Raw genomic sequence first — 18,950 nt, 5'->3', positions numbered from 1 at the left:
GGTCATTAGCTTCGGACAAATGACAAAGGACAAATGACTATTCACCCTTTCCCAGGTTATCGCGTTGGCGGATCAAATCCATACCGCGAGATGTGCCTAATCTAGTAGCACCCGCTACGATTAAGTCTAGGGCTTGATTGATAGTACGGATACCACCCGAAGCTTTAATTCCCACCCTTTCTTTTGTCAATTCCTTTAAAAGTCGCACATCTGCCACTGTTGCACCACCATTCAAACCAGTACTGGTTTTTAAGAATGCTGCTCCTGCCTCCATAGCTATTTCAGCAGCTATTTTTTTCTCCGCATCTGTCAACAAGTTAGTTTCCAAAATTACCTTGACAGTTTGCCCAGTCTCTTCACAAATTTCGGCAATCTCCCGGTGGACTTCTTCAGTTTTGCCAGCTTTCAACCAGCCCAAGTTCATGACCACATCCAACTCAGTAGCCCCACTATCTGCCGCTTCTTGAGCCTCATACAGTTTCACTGCTGAAGTCGTTGCACCAGCAGGAAAGCCAATCACCGTACAGACTTTCGGATTCTTGCCGTGGAGGAGTTCGACTGCTTGCTTTACATAGGCGGGATATAGGCAAACCGCCGCAAAATTGAATCTGTATGCTTCTTCACACCACTGCTCAACCTGCTCTGGAGTAGCAGTTGGCGTTAACAGGGCGTGATCGATAAATGGCGCAATATCAATGTCTGGATAGTCTGCTGCCATCGTGTCTTCTGCCAGTGATTGATTATTAAACTTTATAAAAAATTAAAACATTTCTTATATATCTATTAAATCACATTTATTACAAGTTTATCCTGAAAACAAGCTGCCGACTTATCTTGAATATTGATTTTACAGATATCCCGAAATTACTGTAAGTATTTAAATTGACGTTAAGTGCTAGTAAGGCTAGGAAGATCAACAGCGTTGTTCACACCAATTCCTAAGAAGTTAAGAATAGTTTGAGCTAATGCCTTCGATGCTAAATAGGGAACGCCATTACCAATAGTTTTAAACATATTCGTGAGTGACATATTTTCTGGAAGTGTAAAATTTGCAGGCAAAGATTGGATAGCTAAAGCTTCTGCTACAGATATTCGCCGGACTTTGTAAGGATGTAAATGTACTTCATTATTCCCATAGCAAGCTGTTGGAGAGTAACGCCATCTATGCAGACGCTTGAAAGACTTCCTGGAATTATCTCCTTCTTGAACAGCAGCAAACTTTGTGATACCTGCCCTTGGTTTAAAATAGTGTTCAGCATTGGAATGCTTCAGAACGTTGTTTTTTATAAACCAGTATTCAACAGTCAGTTCTTCCGGTATGCCATCAGGACAAGGTATCAGAGAATTTTCTTTAAATGGTTCAGAGTTACACCAGGGATAAGCGAAAACTTTTTCTTGAGGGTATAAAATGTAATTATTCCAAGGAAAATATACCTCATGTAGTAACTTCTCACTACTGAATTTTATTCCTATATCCTGAAGAAAACTATTTTTGAAACCAATTAGAATAATTCTTTCTCTATCCTGGGGTACACCATATTCGATAGCATTAATTAACCGCTCTGTTAATATATAACCTGCTTCTTGTAATTGTTGCTTGAGCGATTCAAAAAATAAACGGTGTTTTGTCGTCTTCCATAAACCTTTAACGTTCTCAAATAAAAAGAAATCGGGAATATTTTGGCAAATTAATTCGACATAAGAAGCGGAAAGCTTGCCATTATCTCCTAAACCTCCTCTATTTTTCCCACCAATAGAAAAATCAGGACACGGAGGCCCGCCAATGAAACCAATTACATTATGAGATTTGCGGCAGTCTTTGACTAATTCTTGAAGGCGTTGTGCTTCTTTTTCGGCAATAAGTTTTGTTACATCTGCTGCTTCACCATGATCATATCCATATTCAGGCGATCGCATTTTCAGAACTTCCCGCGAATGGCGATAGGCGGCGATGAATGGCGGGAAGATTTCATTGACATAAACAATATTAAAACCACTGGTTTCAAAACCTAAATCTAGGAAACCTGATCCAGCAAAAAAAGAAAAAATACAAGGGCGATTGCTCATTGAATAACTAGTATTATAAAACAGTATTCTTAATATCAGATATTCCTAAAATTGGTTATTTCCTTCTATCTAGAGGAAATTAATACTAACTATCCCAATTTGGTCTTAGGAGTTGGCAAACCCTAATATACTTAGGGTTTCTACGTAAGTACCACTAAAAAAATGAACAATATGAAGACTGCTTAAATAGTAAAAAAAATTCATAATTACTCTAAGTATTTCAGATCAAGGTTTACTCAATCTTTAAGGAAAATCCCTGACATAAAAAGAGTCTGGAGTCACAATTAAATATAGGAGTTTCCAACCTCCAAATGATATTTCAGACAAATATTTGTCATTAAATAAAATCGGGATACTTCGGAATAATTTTTTATGCGGATTTTGATTTACTCCTACAACTACTATCCAGAGCCTATCGGTATTGCCCCATTGATGACTGAATTAGCAGAGGGACTAGTGAGACGTGGGCATCAAGTGCGCGTAGTCACTGCTATGCCCAACTACCCTGAGCGTCAAATTTACCAGGAATATCGGGGCAAGTTGTATCTCAACGAAGAGAAAAATGGCGTTGAAATTCAACGCAGTTACGTTTGGATTCGTCCAAAACCTAACCTATTAGATCGGGTGTTACTAGATGCTAGTTTCGTTGTCACTAGTTTTATGCCCGCCCTCTTCGGTTGGCGTCCAGATGTGATTCTCTCAACATCGCCATCCTTACCAAGCTGTGTACCAGTTGCTCTCTTAGGATGGTTACGTGCTTGTCCGGTGATCTTAAATCTACAGGACATATTACCAGAAGCAGCCGTCCACGTCGGTCTACTGAAAAATAAATTGCTCATCCAGTTGTTTACATTACTGGAAAAATTTGCTTACCACAGTGCTAGCAAAATTAGCGTCATCGCCGATGGGTTTGTGGATAATTTACGATCTAAGGGCGTAAAATCTGACAAAATTGTGCAAATTCCCAACTGGGTTGATGTAAATTTTATCCGCCCTTTGCCTAAAGAAAATAATTCTTTCCGCACGGCACATAATCTTAATGGCAAATTTGTAGTACTTTATTCTGGTAACATTGCCCTAACCCAAGGCTTAGAAAGTGTCGTCAAAGCCGCTTCTGTGTTGCGCCATATCCCAGATATCGTTTTTATCATCGTTGGAGAGGCAAACGGTTTACAGCGATTGCAACAGGAATGTCTAGACTGCGGCGCAGATAACGTTTTGCTACTACCATTTCAACCGCGCAAATGTTTGCCAGAAATGTTGGCAGCTGCGGATGTTGGCTTAGTGGTGCAAAAGAAAAATGTTATATCCTTCAATATGCCGTCAAAAATTCAAGTGCTACTTGCCAGTGGACGAGCCTTAGTTGCCTCTGTTCCCGACAATGGTACGGCAGCAAAAGCCATTAGGCAAAGTGGCGGCGGAGTTATCGTTCCTCCAGAAGATCCCCAAGCTTTAGCGATCGCAATTTTAAATTTGTACGAAAAACCCGAAAAAGTCAAAACTCTGGGTTACAAAAGTCGCCAGTATGCTGTTGAACACTACGCTTTTGAGCAAGCTTTAAATCAGTATGAGTCTTTATGTTACTCATTGATCGCAAATCGTCGAGCAATTCCGTCTACAAGAGTTACAAAACAAGAAGTTTGATCTCTGGCAGTAGAGTTACATTGCATAAGTACCCTTTCAGTGGTCTATGCCCTCAAAATCTAAGTATCAGGGGATTCTGAGACTAACGTAATTAAACATAAAACCCTTGGGAGATAGATTCCCCGAATTCTGATGAGAAGTCGGGGACTTGGGCATGATGTTTAGATGAGTCTGCTCAGTTGGATTGTATTTTTAGCTTTCTTGGCTGGAAATTCTTGCTGGAAAGCTATTGGTTGATTTATCGCTGCACAATAACCATCTGCAATTGCTGATGTCAAAATCTAAACAGCCAATTATCAAACTAGTACAGCACAGCGTAAATAAACCACCCATTCCAAATCAATGAAACGCTTTGGCTGTATTCATTTTTAATTTTTAATTTTTAATTTTTAATTCCGCCCTTCGGTACTAGCCCCATAGACACCTGTTTTTTTGTTAGTATTCAAAAAAACCTATTGACACATTTGTCAGATCAATTGTTTGTTATTTGTAAGTAAATGTAAACAATTGTTTCAAAAGGAAGAAAGCACCTGAGGTTTAATGACTGATTATTTCCAAGGAAATTTCCCATTGCAATCTGTCCCACTGATGAAGAGTGCGGTAATAAGCCACGGCCAAACCGAAGAGGCGAGCGAAAAATTAGCTGCAACGATCGCTGTTGCAGCATCAGACCGGAAAGCGGGTGAGATTTTGTTGCTCAAAGTAGCAGAGGTATCTTACCTGGCGGATTACTTTGTGATGATGACTGGCTATTCTAAGGTACAGGTCAGGGCGATCGCTCAAGCAATTGAAGGAAAAGTCGAAACGGAGTTGCAACGTCGTCCCTTAAGGACAGAAGGAAAACTCGAGGGGAGTTGGGTACTACAAGACTACGGCGATGTGATCGTTCACATTATGATGCCCAAGGAACGGGAGTTTTATAATTTAGAAGCGTTCTGGATTCATGCAGAGCGTATTTCCCTTCCAGAATCTGATGAGGGTGAGAGTAAGCCAACATGATTAGGTCTTCGGTTTCAAATTGCCCAGTTCCTACAGACCAACAACCGCTCAATGAGTACGAAGAGTTAAAAACTTCCTGGCTGTTTCGTGATACCACTTTAGAGTTGCGCGAGTATATCACAAAACTTGTTTGGATTTGGGGTTTATCTTGGCTCTTAGCAGCACCTGTGGCGGCAGCAAGTTTTCCTCCCCACAAGTATATTGCACATTTTATCCTCTGTGGTGCAGCCGCAGCGAGTGTCGGGGTAGTATTGGTACTGGTAAGATTGTACTTAGGCTGGTTCTACGTGTGCGATCGCCTTTGTAGTCCCACAGTATTTTATGAAGAGTCCGGCTGGTACGACGGCCAAACTTGGATAAAGCCACAGGAAGTCCTCAACCGCGATCGCTTAATTGTTGTATACGAAATCAAACCCATTTTGCGGCGGTTACAATTTACCTTCGCTGGCTTGGCGGGAATGTACGTTACTGGTACTATAGTTTGGCATTTGTTTTAAAGGTGAGCCAGTGCGGTCTTCTCCCTTGGCGCTAGCCTCTCCCTTTGGGAGAAGGGGAGACGCTAAGAGCGATAGCGCCGGCGGCAAGCGAGTCCGCGTTAGCTTTTAGCGTCTCGTAGAGAGCGTCTGGGGGTTTCCCCCATGAGCAACTGGCGTTCGCCCTTGGCGTGCCGGAGGCATCACCCGCAGGGTCATTAGTCCTTAGCTAATGACCAATGACTAATGACTAAATTAATTAAAAAAGGTGATAAATATAAACCCATGACAATGGGAAAACGAACTCAAGCCACAGCACTGGAAGTCCGGTTGCTGCGGGAAGGTATTATTGAATCCAGGCATATAGTCCACGCTGTTGTCTGCGACGAACGAGGACGGGTTCTAACCGTTGCCGGAAATTCTGAAACTGCTGCATTTATCCGTTCAGCCCTCAAACCATTTCAGGCACTCGCAGTCACCACTACAGGTACACTAGAACGCTATGACCTCAGCGATCGCGACTTAGCAATTATCACAAGTTCCCACAAAGGAACAATAGATCAAGTTCGACAGGTATTTAACATCCTTTGGCGGGCTGATCTTGACCCGACTATACTCCAGTGTCCAATTCCTGAAGGTAAGCGGAGTCCTCTGGAATACAATTGCTCTGGTAAACACGCAGGAATGTTAGCCGTTTGTCAGCAGCGCCATTGGCCCTTAAATAACTACTTGGATCGCAAGCACCCAATACAGCAGTTGATTTTGGGCAAAGTAGCAGAGTTGCTGCGAATGCCAGCAGCAGAATTTATCAGCGCTCATGATGACTGTGGCGCACCAACTTATCTGATGCAACTCGGTCACATGGCATCTTTGTATGCGTTGCTAGCCTCTAGTACCAATCTCGATATGGAGCGGATTGTCCGGGCTATGACTCATCACCCCGCGATGGTCGCAGGAGATGGAGAATTTGATACGGAACTGATGCGCTTAACTCCAGGGGAACTGGTCAGTAAAACTGGTGCCGAAGGAGTGCAGTGCATTGGTAGACTCGGTGAAGGCTTGGGATTGGCAATCAAAGTCATGGATGGGGCAAAACGAGCAAAATATGCCGTTGCGATTCACTTACTCCAGCAAATGGGTTGGATTAGTCCCAGCGCTGCCGAAAGCCTCTCAGAAAAGTTTGTCACCTTAGGGAAATACAAGCGTTTAGAAGTAATTGGAGAATTATCATTTTTGTAGTTGCCAAACTCTTGACTATGGGTTATGATAAAAAAGTCAAGAGCGACGCGGGATAGAGCAGCCTGGTAGCTCGTCGGGCTCAACGGGCAAAGTTAACTACACGCTTATTAGTTAAGTTTGCTATGGGCGGTACATAAAGAAACTTATGTGCGTTTATCTGTCAAACTCGGGGAAGCCAATAGCGCGGTAATCCCGAACCAAGCTCCAGAAATGGAGAAGGTGTAGAGACTGGAAGGCAGACACCCTAACGGTAACGCCGAGGGTGAAGGGACAGTCCAGACCACAAACCAGTAAATCTGGGCAACGAAAGTTGTAGTTGGTAAGCATAACCCGAAGGTCAGTGGTTCAAATCCACTTCCCGCCACCAAATTGAAATCAAACCCCGGAATTTTAAAAGATTCCGGGGTTTTGTTTTATTTAATTATTTTTATTTTGCAGATTAGTAAAAGACTCAGCAATTTCCAGAAAATCACCGTTCTTGAAAGTTAATCTGGCGCGGAAGTAACCCCGATTCAGTAAAATTCTTTCATCAACAATTACAACTGCATAGACTACTGAACTTTCATTCAGTTTTGTTTTCACCCTGCTAATATAATCCTGGAGTTCCATCAGAAAGTTAACTCTGAGTGGATGCTAATTGTTTTTGTGTATTATCCCATATTTCATAGAATACACTCCACTCAAAAAAGTCCATTGCATCTCCTAATTTACCAGCTTTAAATTGCTGGTAAAAGCTACTTGATGACATATTATATTGTGCTTCAAATGTTTTTAAGCGGTTCTCTAAGTCTGATATATTTTTCTGAATTGACTGAGGAACTTTAAAAGATGGCGCTGCGGCAGTAATTTTTGTTTCTAAAAGTTCGCGTTCTTCTTCAGATAAGGATAAAATAATCTGCGCTATACATTCAACTAGTTTTGTATTCATATTTATTTATCCTGTAAATCTTAGACTCTTGGGATAACTCAATGTTAGCTTAGTAAAGATTTGCGTAGAGTTGTAGCATTTTATGTTGAATTAGCTCGGACTACTGATCGTGGTGAGGCTTGGGAGTTAATTTTAGAGGCATCTGTAGGTAAAGAAAATTGTGTTCCATCGCCTGTTCAATTCCCAGAAGCAGGTTTTTAATCTATTCTGGAAGAAATAGCCATCTAAAAGGCGCGGAGAATCATGGTTGTGAAGTTGCAGCGACCAATTTTAGTGGGAGGATTGGGACTGTCCTTTTCTCTGTGGATGTTGGACAGTTGGCACGATTCTATAGTGCAGGTGGGTGAGTTTGGTTTGTTGAGTGCTTTAGCTGTAGGCGGTGGTTTGTGGTTATTCCAACAAAATCGCCCGAAAGACAGTTTAGAGCAGCTAGATGGTATGGTGGTAAATCGGGCGACTGTGGAAAGTGCGATTTCTATTGCTGAAACTGTAATTAACCAACTGGCACAAGAATCAGAAAACCATCCGGCGTTACAAACACTGCGAGAACAAGTTTCCCAATTGTTGTGGGAATTAGACAGACAAGAAATTAAAGTGGCTGTGACTGGCGGTAAATCCGTGGGTAAAAGCACTTTAATTCAAGTGCTAAAGCAAAATGTCGAGACACAAAATTTTGTGTCTTTAGAAGAGACAGCACCTTTATTTAGAGAAGCGAGTGAAAATTCCGATGCAGCTATTTTAGCAGAAGTTGCAAAATCAGATTTTGTTCTATTCCTGACAAACGGTGATTTGACAGACTCAGAATTTCAAACCTTACAGCAGCTAAAAGCAGCAAACCAGCCCGCAATCCTGGTTTTCAATAAACAAGATCAGTATTTAGCCGATGAAAGCGCCAGCATCTTGCTGTCATTGAAACAGCGAATGCAGGGAAATGTAGTTGCAACTGCCGCCTCTCCCATTGCCATCAAAGTCCGAAAGCATGAAGCTGATGGTGCTGTGCAAGAGTGGATGGAACAACCAGCAGCAGATACCCAGCAGTTGACACAGCAGTTAAGTGAAGTTTTGGTACAGCAAAGACAACGCCTGGTTTGGCTAACTACCATGAGGAAAGCCGGGTTGTTGAAAGCTGAGGCGAAAAACTGGCTGAATGGAACCAGACGCGATCGCGCCACCCCAATTATTGAACAATATCAATGGATAGCTGCGGCTGCTGCCTTTGCTAACCCAGTCCCAGCCCTTGATATTTTGGCCACTGCGGCAATTAATGCTCAAATGGTAATGGATTTGGGGAATATCTATCAGCAGAAATTTTCCTTGGAACAGGCGCAAACTGTAGCCGGAACAATGGGAAGTTTGATGCTGAAATTGGGTTTAGTTGAACTTTCGACAAAGGCGATTGGTACTGTTCTCAAAAGTAATGCCGTTACCTTTGTTGCTGGTGGCTTAGTGCAGGGAGTCAGTGCAGCTTATCTGACTAGAGTCGCAGGGTTAAGTCTAGTTGAATATTTCCAACAGCAGGAAATAGCGATCGATTCTGGGACTGGTTTAAATTTGGATAATTTGCGGCAAACGTTGCAAAAGGTATTTCAGCAAAATCAGCAGATTGGTTTTTTGCAGGGATTTGTTAAGCAAGGTATGAAGCGTTTGTTGCCAGAAGTGCAACAAGTTGAAGTAGTTGGTGTTGAGAAGTTCGTGGGTTAAGTTCATCTAGAGGCGCAGAGTTTTTCTTTGCGCCTTTGTATTAGGCTGAAAAATATGGTAATCGTTGCGACTACTGTTTTGAGGATAGGTAAATCATGAAAACGCCTTATCTTACAAACCCAGAAGGTGTTTTTAACAAAGATTTGTTAGAAACTATTGACATAAATGAGCTTCAAAACCTAGTTATTCAAACTAGACACAGATTGGAAGAACGTATTAGTTCCCAATCTCCAGCCACTTCAATGTTTGTACAAATAACTCATTTGGCAGCTGAAGCTGAAGCGGCTAACGACTTATCAATAAAATCTCATAAATTCCAAGAAGCAAGTAATCTAGCTTTCAAACTTGCACAAGAGTATCAGGAAAATAACCTAAATACAGTTTTTGAATTATTAAAAAATTATTCATATTTATTACAAATAAATAAAAATTTTTCTCTGGCGTTATATTACTTAAATTTAGTCAAGGAAGCTAAAACTAACAATAACAAAGCAACACAATACAAAAACTATACTGAAGCCTTCAAATTACTCACAGAAGTTGTCACATATTATTGGAGGCTTTGCCCGATCTACGTCCGTTGGATGTTAGATATCTCAGCTAACAAACTGCTTGTAGATCAAGAACTGGGGCAAAAAAAAGTATTGTCTGAAATGAAGTTTTGGTTTCAGATGCTTTTACCTTCAATCAAAAGTTGTAAAAACTTAGTTGCTAATTACAAAAAGGCAAAAAGAGAGTATATACGTTCTGTATTAATGAAGGTAGAAATATATCCAGATTTATATTCTCCTTTAGCAGAAAATATTAATTCTATAAAAGAACATGGTTTAACCCTCAATGATGTTCTTTCCGTACATAAATATGCATACCGGGATACGAAATTTCCTCAATTACAAGCCGTTCTATATGAAGCGATAGAAGAAACTATACAAATGATGAAGATGGGTGTAGATATTAGCGATCCATTAGTAATTACACCTGTGGGATGGATAGCACAAAAATACCCAGAAATTTCTGAATATTGTAATCAAATTCTCACAGAATTAGTAGAAAAGCAATTCAGTAATCCTTTATTAGAAATTGAGGATCAAACAATGACAGGTGAGTTTTAACAAAACAATATACTAAGCATGAACTGGGAAGAATTAAAGGGTGAAGGAGATGTTGCAGTCAAAAAGGTTTGTAATGGATTAGAAAAAAGAGGTATTAATGTAGGAAAGTCGATTATGAGTCAGTTTGGTACTGATGAAGACATTCCCGTGTATGATAGTTTAGGTAATAAGTTATTTTGGATATCTGTAAAAAGTGTGCCTGGAAACACTACAGATCCTAAGAAATTGCCACCAGGTTATAAAGGATGGATGTGTGGCGAAGTAGAGAGTAAACAGTGGATATATCCACCTACAGTAATTATTTGGTATTGTCTAAAGTCTAATGTAGCTTGGGGAGCGATAACACCAAAACGTCCTAGTACTGAGTGGTTTATTTATCCTGATAGGTATGGAATCATCAAAGATCAGCGTAAAAGTTATCTATCTGGTAAAACTTATTACATTTATCCATCTTATTGTGTGCCAGTTGAAAGAATAATCAGTAAAGACCAAGTTATTGAATATATTAAACAATTGTCCGGCCTTTAATTTAGAATGCGCGATCGCTCTTGTATTTTCTCATTTTTTGCTGGCTCAGGTTTACTAGGTTTAAGTTTTGAAACCAGCGATTTTAACATTGTTTATGTCCAAGAAATATTCTCACAATTTATGCCAGCATATTGCCATTCACGCATGGATTCACTTTTTACTTACTTGTTTGTTAAGTAGAGGATGACACTTGCCTAGTGCTGTAGGTGAACCTAAAATTTACCCAAGCCTATTTTCGGCTTGGGTGTATTTAAGAATTATCGTGAGAGTTGGGAATTACCAAAAAATTGTAAATAAGGGTAATTAGCTAAACAGCACCACTGTTTCTATTAAACAGAATAGCTATAGTTTTCAAAATTAGCTTTAAATCGTACACCAAACTCCAATTTTTTTGATATTGCAAATCCAGACGAATTACATCTTCAAAACTACGGACTGTAGAACGTCCATTTACTTGCCATTCGCCAGTCATACCAGGTTTAACATCTAAACGTTGCCACTCTGGTACTTCATAACGTTCTACTTCATCGGGTGTAGGTGGTCGAGTGCCTACTAAACTCATCTCTCCTTTGAGGACGTTCCAAAATTGGGGTAGTTCATCAAGACTAGTTCGCCGTAAAAAGCGTCCTACCTTGATAATTCTGGGGTCATTCTCATTCTTGAAAAAAGCACCTTGCACTTCGTTTTTGACTTGGGATTTCTTCGCTTCCGCATCCACACACATAGAGCGGAATTTCCAAATCTCAAACCGCTTCCCCATCCAGCCACAACGGGTTTGACTAAAGAAAACCGGACCAGGATCATTAATTTGAATAGCGATCGCAATGGGAATAAATAAAACTCCTGTAATTAATAAACCGACCATTGACCCTATAATGTCTAAGAACCGTTTCATCCAAGATGCCACAGAAGGGTGAGTAGTGGGTAACTGCTCAACTTTCCGGGAAGTTGTCTTCCGATTATCTACTAGGTCTTCTTGTTGTATTAACGACCCATCCTCCACAGACTCAAGAGGAAAAACCTGATCCAATCCCGTAAGTTTTAGGACTGCCATTACCTGAGGTGTTACATTCCGCAATGTTAATGTAATATCCTTCGTCTGGGCGTATTTAAAATTACTGACCAAGGCACCTAAACCACTACTATCCATAAAAGTAGTTTGGTGAAAGTCAATGATAATTTCCTTTGGATGTGAATTGGGCTGGATTAAGCTTTGGCAGGTTTGCTTAAAGCCTAAAGCCTCCAGCACGCTTAACCGCGTCGGCATCTGCACTATAGCCGTATCGTTTAGGGAATTAACTGGGAAATCGACCTCTGTCGGTTGGCTAGTCATGAAGCTCTGCACTTTCGTTGCCATGTATAATGTAATCTGCCAAACACTACTTTGTCCTACAAAATTACTTCACCTAATATCGGAATCAGTAGTAATAAGGACTAATTGCTATTTACCGGGGCTGAGATTGGAGATCGCTAGCGACGATTCACAATAGAACAAGAAGCCAAAAAATATCCTTGCTGTTGTGCCGACGCAGCGCGATCGCGTTGCTCTGATCATAATGATTGCTAAAAATACGGTTACACCTACCGCACGCCTGATTGAGGTCTTTTCTGCCATTCAAGGAGAAGGACTGAATGTAGGGACACGTCAGATATTTATTCGTTTTGCTTTGTGTGATTTGCGCTGTCACTTTTGTGATAGTGCCCAGACTTGGAATGCACCTGATACTTGTCGGATAGAGCGATCGCCCGGATTGCGCGACTTTGAAATCCACTCTAACCCTGTCCCATTACCCATATTAATCGAATGGGTAAAACAGCAAAATCTACCTTGTCTACACGATAGCATTAGCTTAACTGGAGGCGAACCACTTCTTCATGCCCCATTTTTAACGCAGTTTCTACCCCAAGTGCGAGCCATAACTGGTCTACCTATATACTTAGAAACTGGCGGACATCGCCCAGAACAACTAGCAATGATTCTCCCCTATTTAGACTCTGTAGGTATGGATTTCAAATTGCCCAGTGTTAGCGGCGAAAGTCATTGGCAAGAACATAGTAAATCTCTCCAGTTATGTTATGACTCATATTTAAATGTTTTTGTCAAGATAATTGTGTCTCAAAACACAGATCCCGCCGAGTTGGAACGTTCAGCTTCGTTGGTGGCAGAGGTTAGTCCAGATATCTCAGTATTTTTACAACCTGTTACGCCTTTAGCAGTATCTGAACAATTTTCACAAATACCTGTACTTGCCCCTTCAAGCGATCAAGTTTTGACCTGGCAAGCTTTGATGAAGCGGTTTATCAAACATGTGCGTGTGATCCCCCAGACGCATAAAATGCTGAACCAGTTGTAAAATTTGAGTTTGATAAAGATGTAGTCAAGAAAAAAGTAAGATTTTGTGAAATGGTAATTGCGCTGCTGCTGCTAATTAATCAGAGAGGCAGCAGCCCCCTCAGTAGTCATTCCCAGTCGAAGGCAGAGTGAGGAGTGATATCATGTCCGCTTGATTACTTATCAAACCTGAAGAACCCCACCCCGCCAAAGCTACGCTTTGTCTCCCCTCCCGAAGAGCTCTTAGGGGATTAAGGGGAGCCAGTGCGGTCTTCTCCCTTGGCGCTAGCCTCTCCCTTTGGGAGAAGGGGAGACGCTAAAAGCGATAGCGTAGCGTTAGCGAGTCCGCGTTCGCTTTTAGCGTCTCGTAGAGAGCGTCTGGGGTCTCCCCAAGTGGAGCATCTGGCGTGTGGGGTGCAATGACTTAACTCCTAACTCACGCGATGTGCGACTTAATTCTTGTAACCCCGCTTCCATTCCTCTCTCCGAAAGGTCGAGAGGCTTTGATTCTTGCTCCCCTTCCCTGGCAGGGAAGGGGCTGGGGGTTAGGTTTGAAAGAAAGTCGCACACGGCGCTAACTCCTAACTAATTACAGTGCGTCCTCTTCTGGAGTTTTGGATTTAGTTTTTGCTTTATTAGCACTGCGTTTGAGAGCAGAGAGTCTTGCTTCATATCTCGACCGTTGGCGCTTACCAGGAGTATTGTCAATCAGGGTTTTCAAGGCGCTGCCAAGACTCTTGTAGGCATTAGGGAGGCTATAACCAAAACGAGTTGCCAAAGCGATCGCTTTCTCATCAGCATTCAGCAATTCTTTTAATTGTTTTTCCCCATTATTCTTTTGGTACAGTCGCCAGCCTGACACGCTACACAGCGACAAAGCTAACACCAGCAGCAATCCATCTTGTACCCACAATTCGCCTACAGCACCACCTAAACCGATGGCTAGTGCTGCCATTTCCCAACCATCTTTAGGAATTGTGTCATTTTGAACGCGAGCAACTTCATGCCAGAACAGCAGATTACGCTGATCCATTGCGAGGGCATCCCATTTCACCAAGTCAATTTGAATTTCTACCTGGTCTTTACCAATTTCTTCGCAGCGAACCAGGGGTGGATTGACCTCAGTTGTGCCTTCAACCGTGACCCAGCTCTGTAATTCTGGCGGTAGTAAGCCTTTCAACCGCCGGAGTTCACTCATTTCCGCTTTGGCAGAGGAGGTTGCATAGGATGTCATAATATCCAGCCCCAGAAAATTTCAGTATATAGTGAGGGTATCACTTTGGAGTATAGCTATTTAAGTGATGTTCCGTCTCACTCGTCCTTAAAACTTCCTCGTTTTTTTCGCGCTTCCATTGCTTTTTCCAGCAAATCTAACAATCCTGGGGCTTCTTCTTGGATACTGAGTAACAGTCTTTCCCCAAGTTCTATATTCCCCGGATCGAGACCTGTGGCCATCACTTCTTTTAGGCGAGGTATCGCTATGCCATCCACAATCTGAATTAACCCACTCAGACAACGGTGAAATTGTCTTTCTGTGAGAATGGAGTCTTCTAAAGGAAACTCAATAATTGCACGAATTTCACCATCGGATGGGTCATACTCCCATTGCAACATTTTGGTTTCCCAGGAAATGGCAAGCATTGTCTGTAGGATAATTGCCTTGTGAGGATGGTCTTGAATTCCTGCCAGAACTTGAGGGGCAAATACCCGAAAAAATTTTCCCTCTTCATCCAACTGCACAACTATTAGGAAATCTTCTAAGTTATCAGCCTCCACACCTGTTATAATTCGGTCTTCTTCTTCATCAAAACGGTAGTCCCAACCAAGGTTGTCTAAATAGTTGGCAATCTGTTTGAGGTTAGCTCCCATCCAGTCCTCCGTAAGGGTACTCCCACCACACCGCAGGTTGCCGGGATGGGGAATTGCGATCGCGCTGTGCCAGTTGCGTAAGTCCTGACTATAAACGGATATTTTATCAAAACTTTCTGCCAAAATAGAAGAGACAAAAATCATTTTTCAGAGCAGCTACTAATTATTTATGTGAATCAAACTAATCGATTTAGTCGTAAGGGACTTCCAAGAAATAAATTATCCAAAAAACGAACCACAGAGACGCAGAGAACACAGAGAGAAGAGAAATAGAGAGGATTTTTGCGTCAGTTTTGGGATATTTTTTTATTTGTCAGTCCCTAACCTAACTAATCCACAAATACTTTTAATGATCCGACTGTATTTATTCCTGTTCAGACCGAACTTTCACTAGCAATTTGGAATGTCTTGAGGCGACATATAAGATGTTCAACAGCTATTATTCTGGAAGATAATTCTTTATTCGGGATATTTTGTAATTCAATGATTTCAGTTTTTTTATCTGGTGAGGTGGCTGAAGTTGAACCCGCAGTGCCAGGATAGACTATGTTAGTGAATAATTTGTTTGTTTAAGCGATCGCTATTGTACTTAGTATAGAATGATAGCCATTATGGGAGCGTAGGCAAAGCCCAATCTAGGCATCGCTTTTGACTTTCGGTTAAGATAGCTACACATTAAATATTAAAACAATGGCGGAAACTGGCAGAATCAGGGTTGCTAAAGATAAGGCTGAGTTGGTGAAGGATTTAACATCTTCAGATGGTGGAACAGGTCCTTTTAATACTTTTGCTGATGTGATTGTGTTTGCAGCAGCTTTGGGTGCAAAGCATAAAAGGCGGGTGGCTTTGGGAGAGATTTCTAAAAGGGAACCATCGCCAATACCCCAAGAACAGTTTATAGTCAGGGGATATAATACGGTAATAAATTTAATAGCAATTGCTGAAACTCAAGATATAAAAGTTTTATCTCTCGAAGAAGGAAACAATAACGAAAAAAGTAATTATATTTTTGAAGAATATGCGAATGGTGGACTTGAAATCTTACAATCAGAAATCCGGGGTGCAGTAGATTATTCTGAAAGAATTTTATTGATTCTCAGCCATGAAAGGTTTCAAGATAACTCCCAAGAAGAGGATTTTGATTTAAGCAAATTTCTTTCATAAAATATCATCAATCCACGCTTACTATAGCGGTTACCACTCAGATGCGGTACAACATTATATCGCAAGGTGTAGGGGCAATTCATGAATTGCCCCTACGGGTGTACCTCACGTGAACGAGAACCGCTATAATAATTACCACAACATTGAGAAAATACTTGTGATTATATAAAATAATGAGTAAAGCACAACAGCCAGCACATCAGCGAAGTTTAGTTTATTACTGTGAATGTTTCTCTAAGATTAAGGTGTATAAAAGTCCGAAAAAGGGTGATGCTCTTAATAAACCCATATTAATCTTATCTATAATTGACCTAATTACACGAGATTTAATAATAGATAATCGTATTAAAATATCAGATGAATTGATTGATACCTTCAAGAAGTATTGGGAAGTACTTGCTTCTAGTACTTTTAAGGGAAGTGATTTTGCCCTTCCTTTTTTCCATCTAAAAAATGATCAGGGGAAATTTTGGCATCTTAAGTATAGTTCTGAATATGATGGTGGTCGTCCGCAAACAATTCCCAAACTCAAGGAAGATGTTGACTATGCACATTTGGATGATGAATTATTTAATTTCATTCAAGATGAAATTTCTAAGCAAATATTAATTGATGCACTTGTTTCAGCGTGGCTACCATCTGAAGATAATACGATAGAAGGTTTTTTAAAAATTAACCAAAATTTTGAAGATGTACCCTTAGAAATAGACAAAACTATTGATTATAGGAATTTAGATCCTAATCCTAGATGGAGATTAAGAAAAGCAGTAATTAGAAATGCTTTTTTCAGGAAAGCCATTGTAAATATTTATGATTACAAATGTGCTTTTTGTGGACTAAAAGTAACTAAATCTGTAACTCAAAATATCGTTGATGGCGCACATATAAAGCCATTTTCGCAATTTTATGACAGTAGAATTCATAATGGAATAGCACTGTGTAAAAACCATCATTGGGCATTTGATAGCGGTTGGTTTACTGTAGATGACCAATACAAAATTATAGTTAGCAATGATTTGGAAGAAGTATCTCCCCATGCTAAACCTATGAAAGATTTTCATGGTGAAACAATAATTTTACCAAATACAGAGCAACACTTTCCAGAACAGGAAGCGCTGCAATGGCATCGCCAAAATATCTTTCAAGCATAATTACAGAACAGGTGGAAGTCCTACCGCTTTCGGTTCAACAAACTCGCCATCAAAACCTATTGTTTTATTTTCTACAGTCCTAGCATCAGCCAAAGCCTTACGAAGTTCAGCACGTTCCATCTGTTCCTGAATTCCACCCAGGATATAAACCAATAACTTCGCCGCCAAATCTCGTCCAGCAACCTGTACTCGTTTTTTATTTGGGTCATACAAAACCCCATACCAAAGAGATTGGGGATATTCCATACCACTAAAGCCACCTTGCTGGTCAAACTTCCGCAGTTTCTTAAAAATATCTGCTAGGGAAAAACCTTTTTTAAAAACCAAAATTCCCAAAGCTTGCGCTAATGCAACTTGAGCAACCGGACGGAAAAGCATATTTCCTTCACCGCCATCTTTTTCAAAGCTGAAGCGTCGTAAAGCTGGTGTATCCTCATGTTCTAAAATCTTATAACTAGAAAGACTAGCCAAAGAATCAAATAGCTTTTTAAATTCCTCAATTCCCTGCTCAAGTTCTTCATCCTCTGGACGCATGGGAATTAGACCTTTCTCCAAGGGTTTCCAGTGGGGGAACTTTTGACCCAAATATCGCTCAGACATATCTTGCAGAGCTTGCAAGGTCGTCAAAACTGTAGAATTGGAAGCCACTGTTGCACTATTCCAATTAACACGGGGATTACGATCTTGTCGTTGTTCTAATAGTGGATGTGTAACTGCAATTTTTCTAGCAACGATCGCAAAACCATCATCTTCATTCAACTGTGTTAGTTGCCCTTTAGTCAAGGGTGCAGCCATCAGGTTAACATGAACAAAAATCGATCTTACTCTCCGCCTCGCCTGGGTGCGAGTTTCCCCAGCCGCTACCGCACAGATGAACTCAATACCAATTTTTTCTTTGGGTAAATTTTGCAAGTAAGCAAGGTCTACTTGGTACTTTTCTATCAAATCATTGACTGTAATAAAACTGTCATCAGCACCTTTATCTTTTTTATAGCGCTGGAGTTTGCGAGTTTTAATTAACTCCATCAACCCCTGTACACCCATTAATCGGTGTTGACCATCTAGTGCATAAATAGTTACATCATCCTCAGAAATATTTAGCAGACCTACTTTAGCGTCTTTATCTAGGGGGATGAAATCAGTAGTAGATTTTGTGGCGCGTCCTTCGCTATCCCACTCAGCAGCTTTAGGATTATCCACCCACGGTTGATTAATTACTACCAGCACTGGCGGAAACTTGTGATTGTGTCGAGCCGCTAAATACTGGACTAGCGGTGCTTGACGTGACCAATCAAGGGGACGCTGTTGAATTTCATCAATACTATCTGCGTCAATCTCGACATTATCAGTCTCAGAATTATACTTTTTTTGAAACAGAGGTAAGCCAGAGGCGAAGTGAACCCGACCGGCAAACCATTCCAAGGTAACAGAGCTAACATAAGCCTCAGTACCACCCATCTCGGTTTTTTGAACGAGAATCTGATCTTTTCTCCCTAAAAACTTCTCTAGGAGTAAAGCTAGTACCTGTTTTTCCTTGTTTTCTCGTTCCAGGTACTCTCTAGCGATGTCAGCAGTTGAGTCAGATGCACTATCTTTCATGTTAAATTTTAAAAACAGAATAGGATTATGTAGTTTAATTATCCAAAAAATTGGATATAAGTAGTAAAGTTTTTAAAAACTTTTCTTCAACCCACGGAGGTGGGTTTTGTCTGTGTAGCCGCGAATTCTATTCGCCCAGATATT

19 protein-coding genes are annotated in these 18,950 nt (G+C 40.9%); 11 read left to right on the top strand and 8 right to left on the bottom strand.

All coding sequences use genetic code 11. The annotated features are described in order from the left end of the window. Positions 1-37: 37 nt before the first annotated feature. Both deoC and V7K97_RS21715 read right to left on the bottom strand, forming a co-directional pair. Positions 38-718: a deoxyribose-phosphate aldolase gene (gene deoC, locus V7K97_RS21720; protein ID WP_334803069.1), complete on the bottom strand. Its 681-nt coding sequence runs from the start codon at positions 716-718 to the stop codon at positions 38-40. A gap of 170 nt (positions 719-888) precedes the next feature. After that, entirely contained in the window at positions 889-2,067 is a 1,179-nt protein-coding gene (locus V7K97_RS21715; RefSeq protein WP_334803068.1) for a DNA cytosine methyltransferase, read from the bottom strand. A 372-nt stretch (positions 2,068-2,439) separates the two neighbouring features. Between V7K97_RS21715 and V7K97_RS21710 the strand changes: the two genes are divergently transcribed. From V7K97_RS21710 to V7K97_RS21695, 4 genes are all read left to right on the top strand, one after another. Further along, entirely contained in the window at positions 2,440-3,711 is a 1,272-nt protein-coding gene (locus V7K97_RS21710) for a glycosyltransferase family 4 protein (RefSeq protein WP_334803067.1), read from the top strand. A gap of 540 nt (positions 3,712-4,251) precedes the next feature. Then, positions 4,252-4,710: a ribosome silencing factor gene (gene rsfS, locus V7K97_RS21705; RefSeq protein WP_334803066.1), complete on the top strand. Its 459-nt coding sequence runs from the start codon at positions 4,252-4,254 to the stop codon at positions 4,708-4,710. Further along, entirely contained in the window at positions 4,707-5,207 is a 501-nt protein-coding gene (locus V7K97_RS21700) for a CGLD27 family protein (RefSeq protein ID WP_334803065.1), read from the top strand. The genes rsfS and V7K97_RS21700 overlap by 4 nt, the downstream gene beginning before the upstream one ends. Before the next feature lie 261 nt (positions 5,208-5,468). Continuing rightward, positions 5,469-6,422: an asparaginase gene (locus V7K97_RS21695; RefSeq protein ID WP_334803120.1), complete on the top strand. Its 954-nt coding sequence runs from the start codon at positions 5,469-5,471 to the stop codon at positions 6,420-6,422. Positions 6,423-6,839: 417 nt separating this feature from the next. Here the strand turns inward: V7K97_RS21695 and V7K97_RS21690 are convergent, their stop codons facing one another. Together V7K97_RS21690 and V7K97_RS21685 are read right to left on the bottom strand one after the other, a co-directional pair. Next, positions 6,840-7,031 carry a hypothetical protein gene (locus V7K97_RS21690; RefSeq protein ID WP_334803064.1) on the bottom strand — a complete coding sequence of 64 codons (192 nt, stop codon included), beginning with the start codon at positions 7,029-7,031 and terminating at the stop codon, positions 6,840-6,842. Positions 7,032-7,038: 7 nt separating this feature from the next. Continuing rightward, positions 7,039-7,350 carry a hypothetical protein gene (locus V7K97_RS21685; RefSeq protein ID WP_334803063.1) on the bottom strand — a complete coding sequence of 104 codons (312 nt, stop codon included), beginning with the start codon at positions 7,348-7,350 and terminating at the stop codon, positions 7,039-7,041. 60 nt (positions 7,351-7,410) lie between these two features. Here V7K97_RS21685 and V7K97_RS21680 point away from each other — a divergent pair, with 60 nt between their 5' ends. The 4 genes from V7K97_RS21680 (at position 7,411) to V7K97_RS21665 (ending at position 10,691) form a co-directional block, all read left to right on the top strand. After that, on the top strand, positions 7,411-7,551 hold the full coding sequence (locus V7K97_RS21680) for a hypothetical protein (RefSeq protein ID WP_334803062.1): 141 nt from the start codon (positions 7,411-7,413) through the stop codon (positions 7,549-7,551). A 42-nt stretch (positions 7,552-7,593) separates the two neighbouring features. Further along, positions 7,594-9,051, top strand: a complete 1,458-nt coding sequence (locus V7K97_RS21675) for a YcjF family protein (protein WP_334803061.1) — start codon at positions 7,594-7,596, stop codon at positions 9,049-9,051. Positions 9,052-9,146: 95 nt separating this feature from the next. After that, positions 9,147-10,163: a hypothetical protein gene (locus V7K97_RS21670; RefSeq protein WP_334803060.1), complete on the top strand. Its 1,017-nt coding sequence runs from the start codon at positions 9,147-9,149 to the stop codon at positions 10,161-10,163. An 18-nt stretch (positions 10,164-10,181) separates the two neighbouring features. Continuing rightward, positions 10,182-10,691, top strand: coding sequence for a hypothetical protein (locus tag V7K97_RS21665; RefSeq protein ID WP_334803059.1), 510 nt, complete (start codon positions 10,182-10,184; stop codon positions 10,689-10,691). A 307-nt stretch (positions 10,692-10,998) separates the two neighbouring features. On the opposite strand, the gene V7K97_RS21655 is transcribed toward V7K97_RS21665, so the two are convergent. Then, positions 10,999-12,048 (bottom strand): anti-sigma factor antagonist, encoded by a 1,050-nt coding sequence (locus V7K97_RS21655; RefSeq protein WP_334803058.1) that lies wholly within the window; start codon positions 12,046-12,048, stop codon positions 10,999-11,001. Positions 12,049-12,247: 199 nt separating this feature from the next. Here V7K97_RS21655 and V7K97_RS21650 point away from each other — a divergent pair, with 199 nt between their 5' ends. Then, positions 12,248-13,045 carry a 7-carboxy-7-deazaguanine synthase QueE gene (locus tag V7K97_RS21650; protein ID WP_334803119.1) on the top strand — a complete coding sequence of 266 codons (798 nt, stop codon included), beginning with the start codon at positions 12,248-12,250 and terminating at the stop codon, positions 13,043-13,045. A 567-nt stretch (positions 13,046-13,612) separates the two neighbouring features. Here V7K97_RS21650 and V7K97_RS21645 read toward each other — a convergent pair. Both V7K97_RS21645 and V7K97_RS21640 read right to left on the bottom strand, forming a co-directional pair. After that, a complete protein-coding gene (locus V7K97_RS21645; protein ID WP_334803057.1) occupies positions 13,613-14,257 on the bottom strand; it encodes a DUF3318 domain-containing protein in 645 nt (214 codons plus the stop codon). Between the two features lie 77 nt (positions 14,258-14,334). Next, entirely contained in the window at positions 14,335-14,892 is a 558-nt protein-coding gene (locus tag V7K97_RS21640; protein WP_334803117.1) for a hypothetical protein, read from the bottom strand. Positions 14,893-15,582: 690 nt separating this feature from the next. Here V7K97_RS21640 and V7K97_RS21635 point away from each other — a divergent pair. Together V7K97_RS21635 and V7K97_RS21630 are read left to right on the top strand one after the other, a co-directional pair. Then, entirely contained in the window at positions 15,583-16,056 is a 474-nt protein-coding gene (locus tag V7K97_RS21635; protein WP_334803056.1) for a DNA phosphorothioation-associated protein 4, read from the top strand. A gap of 173 nt (positions 16,057-16,229) precedes the next feature. Then, positions 16,230-17,207 (top strand): HNH endonuclease, encoded by a 978-nt coding sequence (locus V7K97_RS21630; RefSeq protein ID WP_334803055.1) that lies wholly within the window; start codon positions 16,230-16,232, stop codon positions 17,205-17,207. Here the strand turns inward: V7K97_RS21630 and V7K97_RS21625 are convergent, their stop codons facing one another. Beyond that, positions 17,208-18,806, bottom strand: a complete 1,599-nt coding sequence (locus V7K97_RS21625) for a DGQHR domain-containing protein (RefSeq protein ID WP_334803054.1) — start codon at positions 18,804-18,806, stop codon at positions 17,208-17,210. Positions 18,807-18,950: the final 144 nt, after the last annotated feature.

It is taken from the genome of Nostoc sp. (assembly GCF_036917815.1).
Lineage (GTDB): Bacteria > Cyanobacteriota > Cyanobacteriia > Cyanobacteriales > Nostocaceae > Nostoc.
Note: the sequence above shows the minus strand (reverse complement) of the source record. Positions and strands in the feature narration are given on the sequence as shown.

Coding starts and splice junctions, on each gene's coding strand:
- deoC (WP_334803069.1), bottom strand. CDS start 718: ATGGCAGCAGACTATCCAGACATTGATATTGCGCCATTTATCGATCAC.
- V7K97_RS21715 (WP_334803068.1), bottom strand. CDS start 2,067: ATGAGCAATCGCCCTTGTATTTTTTCTTTTTTTGCTGGATCAGGTTTC.
- V7K97_RS21710 (WP_334803067.1), top strand. CDS start 2,440: ATGCGGATTTTGATTTACTCCTACAACTACTATCCAGAGCCTATCGGT.
- rsfS (WP_334803066.1), top strand. CDS start 4,252: ATGACTGATTATTTCCAAGGAAATTTCCCATTGCAATCTGTCCCACTG.
- V7K97_RS21700 (WP_334803065.1), top strand. CDS start 4,707: ATGATTAGGTCTTCGGTTTCAAATTGCCCAGTTCCTACAGACCAACAA.
- V7K97_RS21695 (WP_334803120.1), top strand. CDS start 5,469: ATGACAATGGGAAAACGAACTCAAGCCACAGCACTGGAAGTCCGGTTG.
- V7K97_RS21690 (WP_334803064.1), bottom strand. CDS start 7,031: ATGGAACTCCAGGATTATATTAGCAGGGTGAAAACAAAACTGAATGAA.
- V7K97_RS21685 (WP_334803063.1), bottom strand. CDS start 7,350: ATGAATACAAAACTAGTTGAATGTATAGCGCAGATTATTTTATCCTTA.
- V7K97_RS21675 (WP_334803061.1), top strand. CDS start 7,594: ATGGTTGTGAAGTTGCAGCGACCAATTTTAGTGGGAGGATTGGGACTG.
- V7K97_RS21670 (WP_334803060.1), top strand. CDS start 9,147: ATGAAAACGCCTTATCTTACAAACCCAGAAGGTGTTTTTAACAAAGAT.
- V7K97_RS21665 (WP_334803059.1), top strand. CDS start 10,182: ATGAACTGGGAAGAATTAAAGGGTGAAGGAGATGTTGCAGTCAAAAAG.
- V7K97_RS21655 (WP_334803058.1), bottom strand. CDS start 12,048: ATGGCAACGAAAGTGCAGAGCTTCATGACTAGCCAACCGACAGAGGTC.
- V7K97_RS21650 (WP_334803119.1), top strand. CDS start 12,248: ATGATTGCTAAAAATACGGTTACACCTACCGCACGCCTGATTGAGGTC.
- V7K97_RS21645 (WP_334803057.1), bottom strand. CDS start 14,257: ATGACATCCTATGCAACCTCCTCTGCCAAAGCGGAAATGAGTGAACTC.
- V7K97_RS21640 (WP_334803117.1), bottom strand. CDS start 14,892: ATGGGAGCTAACCTCAAACAGATTGCCAACTATTTAGACAACCTTGGT.
- V7K97_RS21635 (WP_334803056.1), top strand. CDS start 15,583: ATGGCGGAAACTGGCAGAATCAGGGTTGCTAAAGATAAGGCTGAGTTG.
- V7K97_RS21630 (WP_334803055.1), top strand. CDS start 16,230: ATGAGTAAAGCACAACAGCCAGCACATCAGCGAAGTTTAGTTTATTAC.
- V7K97_RS21625 (WP_334803054.1), bottom strand. CDS start 18,806: ATGAAAGATAGTGCATCTGACTCAACTGCTGACATCGCTAGAGAGTAC.